At 32.5% G+C, this 9,555-nt stretch carries 4 protein-coding genes and 2 pseudogenes; 1 reads left to right on the top strand and 5 read right to left on the bottom strand.

The features are described 5' to 3' along the window. From ABY298_RS12585 to ABY298_RS12565, 5 genes and pseudogenes are all read right to left on the bottom strand, one after another. Window positions 1-264 (bottom strand): annotated as a pseudogene (locus ABY298_RS12585) (glycosyl hydrolase); the annotation flags it as partial. Window positions 265-303: 39 nt separating this feature from the next. After that, window positions 304-2,937: a glycoside hydrolase family 3 C-terminal domain-containing protein gene (locus tag ABY298_RS12580; protein ID WP_372746411.1), complete on the bottom strand. Its 2,634-nt coding sequence runs from the start codon at window positions 2,935-2,937 to the stop codon at window positions 304-306. Window positions 2,938-3,240: 303 nt separating this feature from the next. Beyond that, window positions 3,241-4,035 (bottom strand): hypothetical protein, encoded by a 795-nt coding sequence (locus tag ABY298_RS12575; protein WP_372746410.1) that lies wholly within the window; start codon window positions 4,033-4,035, stop codon window positions 3,241-3,243. 26 nt (window positions 4,036-4,061) lie between these two features. Continuing rightward, on the bottom strand, window positions 4,062-5,768 hold the full coding sequence (locus ABY298_RS12570; RefSeq protein WP_372746409.1) for a RagB/SusD family nutrient uptake outer membrane protein: 1,707 nt from the start codon (window positions 5,766-5,768) through the stop codon (window positions 4,062-4,064). A 20-nt stretch (window positions 5,769-5,788) separates the two neighbouring features. Next, entirely contained in the window at window positions 5,789-9,001 is a 3,213-nt protein-coding gene (locus ABY298_RS12565; protein ID WP_372746408.1) for a SusC/RagA family TonB-linked outer membrane protein, read from the bottom strand. Window positions 9,002-9,166: 165 nt separating this feature from the next. Between ABY298_RS12565 and ABY298_RS12560 the strand changes: the two are divergent. Continuing rightward, window positions 9,167-9,555, top strand: a pseudogene (locus ABY298_RS12560) (AraC family transcriptional regulator); the annotation flags it as partial.

The raw sequence follows: 9,555 nt of genomic DNA, 5'->3' as shown, positions 1-9,555 counted from the left end.
TCCATGTGGCCCATCCGACATCCAAATTTCAGGAATTCCTAAACGGTCAACTCCAGGTGTTGAAAATTTGGATTGTGCATGGCACATTGCAACTTTTTCTTCTAATGTAAGTTGAGATATAATGTTATTAATTTTTTCTTCCATTTGCTCATTTTCATTTTTAACAACTGTTTTTTGCGCGTATACAGCCAAATTAGTAGCTAATATGCATAAACCAACTATTAATAATCTACATTTTTTTAATCTATTTGTTTTAATCTTCATTTTTTATGTTTTACTTTTTAAATAAGAAATTTAATTTAGTTAGTTTATTATTTTAAAAGGATTTCCTTTAATAATTAAATTTTTAGATAATACGTTGTTACTTTTTCTACCTTTAACATTGGGTTGTTCACCACCAACAGCAATTGAGATTTCTTGTTCAATTACTATTTGTTCGTAATTTTCATTTACAATTGCTAATTGTTTAGGTGTAACGCTGAAATTAACAGTTTTAGTTTCTCCAATTTTCAAATAAATTCTATCAAATCCTAACAATGTTTTAGAAGGGTTTAAACCATCGTCTGTTAATTTAGTAAGATATAACTGTACTACTTCTTCACCATCAAAATTTCCAGTATTTTGAACATCAACAGAAACCATTAAATTATTAGTTGTTTCAATTGAATTTGGGATGTTTAAATTTGAATATTTAAAAGATGTAAAACTTAATCCATGGCCAAAAGGGTAAAGAGCATCACCTTTAAAATAACGATATGTTTTACCTTTCATATTATAATCGGAAAATGGAGGAATGTCATTAATATCCTTATAAAAAGTAAGAGGTAATCTACCTGCTGGATTATAATCGCCAAAAATAACATCGGCAATAGCAGTTCCACCAGCTTGCCCAGGATACCAAGCTTCTATAATTGCTGGAATATTCTCGTTTTCCCAATTAATTGCCACAGCACTTCCATTAAGTAAAACCAATACCATTGGTTTTCCCAATTTCTTTAATTTTTTCATTAAATCTGTTTGAGTTTTTGGTAGGTTAACATCTAATCTATCACCTCCTGAAAATCCATCAACTTTTACTTTCATTTCTTCTCCTTCTAACAGTGGACTTAAACCCATACATAACACAATAAGATCAGATTCTTGTGCTAAATTAATAGCCTCTTGTTCTAATAAACTTGTTGGAGCTTCCCATAAGAATCGCATAATGGCATACTCTGTATTATTTTGCTTGTACTCTAATTTAATTTTATACGATTTGTTTGCCTCTAAAGTAACATATTCATATTCTTTTTTAGGGTGATGTACATCTTCTCTTTGAACTAAAAGCTCATCATTTAAATACAACTTCATTCCAGAAAAAGCTTCACCTCCCAATGCGTATTTTCCCGTTTTTTGAACGGAAATATAACCAGTCCAACGAACAGAAAAATGATCATAATTAATATCATTAAAAGGGGATGAGGTTCCCCAAATAAAATCAACTTTTTTATCTATTTGGGTATGTTTTGGAGTACCTTCACATGTTAAATTTGAAAAATACTCAGCATTTAATCCGTTTGTTTGTAAATTTTCATCAGTAAATAAAACCGAGGTTGGAATTGCTTCAAAAATTGGTAATCCCTCTGCAGTTTTGCAACCAACCGCAAAATTAACTTCAGCATTGGGTAATTTTTCAATTATTCCTTTTAAAGGTGTTATTGGGTTTGATGGATACCCGTTGTAATTGCCAAGTAATACTTCTAAATCATTAGAATTAGGACCAATTACTGCTACTTTTTTTACGTTTTTACTAAAAGGTAATAAATTACCTTCATTTTTTAATAACACTAAAGATTTTCGGGAAGTTTCTAAAGCTAATAATCTATGAGTTTCAGAATCTACTACGTTATACGGTATTTTTTCATAAACAACCGCACCTTCAGGTGCAAATAAACCCAATTTTAAACGAGCCACAATTAATCTTTCTAATGAAACGTTTAATTCACTTTCGGTAATATGTCCATTTTTTACAGCTTCAACTAATGCAGGATACGAATCTCCACAGTTTAAATCGGTTCCTGCTTTTACTGCCATGGCAGCTGCTTCTTGCTTACTTTTTGTTACTTCATGAGCTCCTTCAGTATAAAAATCTTTTATTGCCCAACAATCTGAAACAATATAACCTTTAAAGCCCCATTTTTTTCTAAGTAAATCACTTAAATTAATATTTCCACAACATGGTAAACCGTTGTAACTGTTGTATGCGCACATTACCGAATATACACCAGCCTCTTTAACCACTTTTTCAAATTGAGGACTATAGGTGTTAATCATGTCGTAGGGTGTAGGATTAACATTAAAACTATGTCTGTCAATTTCCGGACCACTGTGTACCACAAAGTGTTTAGCTGTAGCAATTAATTTATAATAAGTTGGATCATCACCTTGTAATCCTTTAATAAACTGAACTCCAAGTTCACCGGTTAAATATGGATCTTCACCATAAGTTTCCATTCCTCTTCCCCAACGTGGATCTCTAAAAATATTAATGTTAGGTGTCCAATAGGTTAATCCTTGGTAAATGCCTCTTTTATTTCTGCTTGCAAATTCATGATGTTTGGCTCTAGCTTCATCAGAAATAGCATTTGCAACATTATACATTTGCTTTTTATCCCACATTGCTCCCATACCAATAGCTTGTGGAAAAACTGTTGCAACGCCTGCTCTGGCAACTCCGTGTAAACATTCATTCCACCAATTATATTCTGGAATTTCCAATCTATTAATTGCTGGAGATTCATAATTCATTTGTGAAACTTTTTCTTCTAAAGTCATTAATGAAACTAGGTGTTTTGCTCTATTCTCAAAAGTTTCATTTGGATTTTTATGAATTGGTTGATTTACGGTACACGAAAAAAGAAATATTGATGTAATCATTAAAACGCTTAATTTATTCATTATTATTTAATGTTGAAATTTGTAAAAATAGTTGTTCTACTTATAGCAATTATAAAGTATTTAAAACTATTTATTATATTAATTATTTAATTGGATTAATTAAGGTAATTGTAGTTAACTACTATAATTTATAAAGTAACCAGGTAACGGAGAATGTTTAAAACCTAAATTAATATGAAATTACTTTTATTATAGTATTTAGGATTTTTTTAAATAATAATAGGTATTCTCAACCGACCTAAATTACGGATCTGAAGTGAATACCTATTAAATTAAACTTAATTAAAAAATTTATATTATTACTTATTCTGGTTTAAAAACCCATGTCCATCCTGTACCATAAACTTCACTGCTTGATACATATAAAACAAGTTCATCTTCTGTAAGAGAAACTATTTGATAAATACCATCAGAATTTCCTGCACCACCAGTTCTATTTCCTCCTAAAAGAGGTTGGTCATTTATTTGTAATTTTTGATTAGTTACATCTAACACAAAACTTCCTGAAGCACCTACAGCACCTGCATCAGAATAATATGTATAATTTGCTGCACCATTTAAATCGAAATGCATTTTTCCGTTAGGATCTGGGCTACAACAGTCGCCTGCATTCCACCATAAAGTATAAGCATTTTCTGTTCCTCCTGGAGCAGACATAAACCAAAAGTTACCATTTCCGGGTGTGCCATTGTAAACCCAAGTTTTACCAGTAGCTGTATCTTCACTAACTAAATCGTACCAATCTTGATCTAAAGCATGGTCTAATTGATCTATTTGAACATCTATAGTTTTTGTGAAGAATTCACCACCTAAAGTACCTGTAAAAGTAAAAGTAGCTGTTCCAGGAATAGGATAAATAAAGGTAATTTTATCTGTTAGAGCTTTTCCTAAATTATAATCCCAATAACCATTAATACCAGGAGTTACCAAATCTAGTGTAATTTCATTTCCGCCAGGAGTACTTTGTGTAGCTATTAGCTCAACACCAGCAACATCTGTAGTATTTTTCAAGTATTCCTCATCTACAATTGATTCACAAGCTGAAAAAACCAGCAAAAATGAAACAATTACAAGATTTATTATTTTATTAAATTTCATATCTTAGTTTTTATAAGTTATTAATTTTACCAACCAGGGTTTTGTTCATAAACACCACCTGATAATCTTACTTCAGTTTCTGGAATTGGCACCAATCCTTTTGTTTCTGATCTGTAATTTACGCTATATGTAGCATTAACACCTGAATTTCTTACGGCAATTGTACCGGTGAAAGCTGTATTTACATCGCCCCAGCGTACAAGATCGAACCAGCGTAAGCCTTCAAAAGCAAATTCGTGTAAACGTTCTAGTTTTATTGCATCTAACGAATATCCAATAGCAGGTAAATCAGCTCTTGCACGAACAGCGTTCATACCATCTGCAGTTCCAGTAATTTCGGAATGCATTAATAATACATCTGCAAAACGCATAAAAATAAAATCTTGAGCATGCATTAATTGCATATCTGTATTTCCCCAGTCATATAACTGAACAAACATACCTACAATAGCTCCAGCTGAATTAGCATGTTGTAGAGATATGTATTTTTTATTAAAATATCCTGTTTCGTGATCACCTTTATCAGCAGCATAAGAACTTGTTCCTTGTGCAGCTACACCCATTGGTAAAATAGAACCTTGTTTTCTAGGATCTGCATCGTCCCAAGTGTTCCATAATTTTGGGTTTACAGTACACCATCCCCAACCTTGACCAAAAGGAACTAATGAGTTGTCTCTAATTCCTGCATATAAAGCTAATCTGTTGGTGTACGATTGGCCGTTGCTCCAACCCCAATCTCCAAAAGAAAAACGTTGCATAAACATAGTTTCGTAGTTTCCTGTTCCAAAGGTTGGAGAAGTACCATCTTGACCTACCCAAGATAAACCTTCTGTTTCGGCCCAAGGTAATACTGTTGTACCCGCGCTTTTGTTTACATAAGAATATGGCCATAAATTTCTAAAGTCTGATGCTAAAGCATATCCGCTTCTATTTATACAATCATTTAAATATGTAGTAACATCAGATGCGCTTAAAGAACTACCATCAACTAATGGTAAATTAGTAGTAGATTGTCCTTCTATATTTGTCATATATCCAGTATAGAACAAATACACACGACCTAAATAAGCTTCAGCTACCCATTTGTTAGCATGTCCGTATTCTGAAGTTGGTATGCTAGGAAAAGAAATGTCTGGCATTGTTTCAATTGCTAATTTTAAGTCTGTAGCAATTTGGGCAAAAGTTTCTGTGTATGTAGCTCTTGCAACATCTTTAGGAGAATCTATAGTTGTAATTAAAGGCACACCACCAAAGAATTTTCCTAATCTGAAATAGAAAAAGGCTCTCATAAATAAAGCTTCGCCAATGGCTTGATCTTTAAATTGTTGTGCTAATTCTGGAGTATCAAAGTATGTAGAAAAATCGGCTTCAGCAGTTTTTTCAATAATTGCGTTTGCTCTGGCAATTCCGTTGTAGCACTGTACCCACATATCACGATATGTATCTTCCGCAGGATCTTCAAAATTATCAACCCATTTTGCAGATTTATCATCTGGTCCACCACCACCTAACATCATGTCTGACAATAAGTTTGCAGCAATTGTTTCATCACTATGCACACCTGATGTGTAAATTGCATTATAAACACCAGCCATTGCTTCTTCAATATCAGTAGGTGTTTTATAATAACTTTCCAAACTCTTTCCGTAAAGATTTGTAGTATCTAATTCTTTTTCACAGCTGGTTACAAAAACCAATCCTATGAAAGCTATAAAATATATTAATTTTTTCATTATTTTCTTTTTATTTTAAATTAAAAATCAACACTTAATCCAAACATTACAGTTCTAGCCTGTGGATAAAGTCCAAGGTCTATACCTGATGCCCAATTTGCGTCGTGTCCAAAACGAACATCTGGATCCATTCCATCATATTTAGTAAACGTATATAAATTACTTACAGCCATATATACTTTTAATTTTGAGATAGCTAATTCTTTTAACACTTCATTAAATTCATATCCTACAGTTAAATTATTAATTCTTAAATAATCTGCATCGTGCATAAAAATATCAGAAATATAATTTGTGTTTCTATTAGAAATAGAGCTTAAACGTGGCATTGTATTAGATGTTCCTTCACCATGCCAACGATCAAATACACCTGTAGTATAGTTTTGTGTGAAGTTATCTGCAAACGATCTGTAAGATTGCATTACTTGCATTCCAAATTTACCCGATAAAGTGGTATTTGCATAAAATCCTTTATAGGCAAAATTTAATTGAAGTCCCATTTCAAAATCTGGGTTAGGATCTCCTAAATAGACCTTATCATCTTCATCTATTTCACCATCTTGGTTTTGATCTACAAAACGAACATCACCTGGGCGTTGATCTGCAAAATAAGGAGTTCCACTTGGAGTTACATAAGCATCAACTTCGTCTTGGTTTTGTAAAATTCCATCAGCTTTAAATCCATAGAAGAATCCAATTGGTTGTCCAACTTCTACTCTTGAAATGTAAGATGTTCCTTGTGATAATACATGGCTAGGTCCTATTATTGATCCATCTGTATTTGCAATACGTGTAACAGTGTTTTTATTGTGTGCACCTGTTAAAGTAACTCCATATTTAAAATCGCCAATTTCGTCTTTCCAATTTAACACCAATTCAACACCTTTATTTTCAATATCACCACCGTTAATATATGGTGCGCCAGCTCCAGATGTTCCTAAAATAGGAGCTTCTAACAACCAGTCTTTAGTTGTTTTGTTATACCAATCAAAAGTTACTCCTAATTTAGAATCTAATAAATTAACATCAAAACCAATGTTTAATTGTTCTGAAGTTTCCCAAGTAACATCAGGATTTGTAACTTTTTCTGGATATGAAGTTGTTCCTGAAACAGGTTTTGTATCTCCAAAGAAATATCCTGGGAAAACATATGCTATTTGCGATGAGTAAATAAAGTTATCAATAGATTGATTTCCGTTTTGACCCCAACTTGCGCGTAATTTTGCAAAGTTTAGAATGTTAGAAGTGCTTTGCATAAAGTCTTCTTTAGTTAAAATCCAACCTGCTGAAAAAGAAGGGAAAGTACCCCATCTATTTCCTTCAGCGAAGTTAGAAGAACCATCCATACGAACTGTTGCAGACATTAAATATTTTTCTTTGTAATTATATTGAGCTCTTGCCATATAAGACATTAATCCTCCGCCTCCAGCAGACCAATCAGCTCCCCAAGTACTTATATCACTAACAGATTCTGCGCTTTCTGTATTATTTAGGTAAGCATAATCAAATTGACCAGGAAATAATAAACCTGTTTTATATCCGCCAACTTCATTATTTATTTGGTTTTGAAGTAATTCAGTACCAATTAAGGCATCAATTTCATGGTCTCCAAACTGGCGCTTGTAAGAAGCTGTATTTGTCCAGGTATAATTAGCTCCAAAATATTGGCTTTGTGACACACCGTTAGTTGCATTTGTATATAGTGTACCTAAACCGTAAGTAGGAGTCATAGATCTGTTATGTCCAAACCAAGAATCTATACCATAAGATGATCTAAATTTTAAATTTTCTATAGGCTCAATTTCTACAAATACATTTCCTATTACTTTATTTCCTTTTCCTGAATTGTAATTATGACGATAAAACATTACAGCTAAAGGGTTTGTTTGGTTTGTACTAATACCTTCTAAAGTTGGAGAAAATCCAAATTCATTTATATTAGCATCAATAGATTGTTGCCAATATGCTGGCATAAGAGGATTTTGTACTAAAGCATTGTGCAAATCGTTATAATAAATATTTCCTGTTGCAACGCTTCTATTTTCTTCATTAGTATAAGTGAAATTTTCACCTACAGTAATAATTGCGTGGTCATCATTCTTTTTTAATACAATTTGAGTATTTAACCTTGTAGTTAATCTTTTATACCCTGCATCGGTAATATCTCCACCAATCATACCTTTTTGCTCTAAGTAAGAAGCACCCATAGAGTAAATAATATCTTCACTACCACCGGTAATATTTATAGCGTAGTTTTGAATAGGAGCATCTTCATTTGTCATTTCATCAATCCAGTTAGTTCCTTTCCAACCATTTTGTAAGTTATCCCAAATTTCTTGTCCATACTCATCGGCAACAGTTGGATAATTTGCCATTAACCAAGAGTTATTTTTAATTTTAGATTCCCAATCATTTGGTGCTAAACCATCATTTACGCGACCTTCATCCATAATATACATATATTCTTGTGCATTTAATGGGTCAAGATTTTTGTAAATGTTTTGAACTCCGTAATAGGTATCAAAACTAATTTTTGCTGGGCTACCTTTTCTACCTTTTACAGTTGTAACTAATACAACACCATTTGCGGCACGTGAACCGTAAATTGCAGCAGAAGCAGCATCTTTTAATACATCAATAGTTTCAATATCAGAAGAACTTAAGTAATCTATATTGCCAACAGCTACGCCATCAACAATATATAGTGGATCTGAATTTCCAATGGTACCTAAACCACGAATAGTAACTCTTGTACCGGCTCCTGGCTGACCGCTATCTCTAGTAACGGTAACACCGGCTGTAGTACCTTGTAGTGCTTGCATAGCAGTTCCTGTATTTAGGGCAGCAATATCTTCTCCTTTAACATTAACTCCTGCACCTGTGATTAATGCTTTCTTTTGCGTACCATAACCAACAACTACAACTTCTTCTAAAGAGTTTGCATTTTCTGCAAGAACCACATTAAAAAATGTTTTTCCGTTTACTGCAATTTCTTGTGTTGTAAATCCTACAAAACTAATTTGTAATACAGCTTTGGAAGAAACTTCATTTAATGTAAATTTTCCATCAAAATCAGTAGTTGTACCATTGGTTGTGCCTTTTACAATTACGTTTGCACCTGGTAACGGGCCAGTAGCATCAGACACAATACCTGAAACACTTTGTGCATGTGCAATACCGCACAGCATAAGGATTCCGAGAAAAATAATTTTTTTTAAAATTTGAATTTTCATAAATATTTGGTTTAATGATTCTTTTTTTTTCGCCTAAATTCATACTATTATGAATAGTAGCTTGTGCAAAGTTATTATAGATGTTAAAAAAATGTTAATCTAATTTTGTCATTTATTTGTATATTTTCATTAACTATGTACTTTAATTGCTAAATATGAAATGATATGATTCAAAACGCACACAGAGAAATTACAAGACTAATACCTGAAGATAGTTTTTTGGTAGAAGAACGAGTTAAAGATGATTTCGATTTTCCAATTCATTTTCATCCAGAAATAGAAATGAATTTTATTTTTAAAGGGAAAGGTGTTAGAAGAATTATAGGTGACCATACAGAAGAAATTGAAGAATTGGAATTAGTGTTAGTTGGCCCAAACTTGGTACACGGTTGGGAATTGCATAAATGTACCTGCAAAGAAATTTATGAAATTACCATTCATATTCATCCTGATTTATTTAATGAAAAAACTTTAGAAAGAAGGATTTTTAAACCTATAAAGGATATGTTTAATAGAGGGAAACATGGTATTTTGTTTTCTAAAGATACAACTAT

The organism is Lutibacter sp., assembly GCF_041596795.1.
Classification (GTDB): domain Bacteria; phylum Bacteroidota; class Bacteroidia; order Flavobacteriales; family Flavobacteriaceae; genus Lutibacter.
The sequence above is the reverse complement of the archived record's forward strand: the minus strand, read 5'-3'. Positions and strand labels throughout refer to the sequence as shown.

Excerpts from the sequence above, each read along its gene's own strand:
- ABY298_RS12580 (WP_372746411.1), bottom strand. The coding sequence starts at position 2,937 with ATGAATAAATTAAGCGTTTTAATGATTACATCAATATTTCTTTTTTCG.
- ABY298_RS12575 (WP_372746410.1), bottom strand. The coding sequence starts at position 4,035 with ATGAAATTTAATAAAATAATAAATCTTGTAATTGTTTCATTTTTGCTG.
- ABY298_RS12570 (WP_372746409.1), bottom strand. The coding sequence starts at position 5,768 with ATGAAAAAATTAATATATTTTATAGCTTTCATAGGATTGGTTTTTGTA.
- ABY298_RS12565 (WP_372746408.1), bottom strand. The coding sequence starts at position 9,001 with ATGAAAATTCAAATTTTAAAAAAAATTATTTTTCTCGGAATCCTTATG.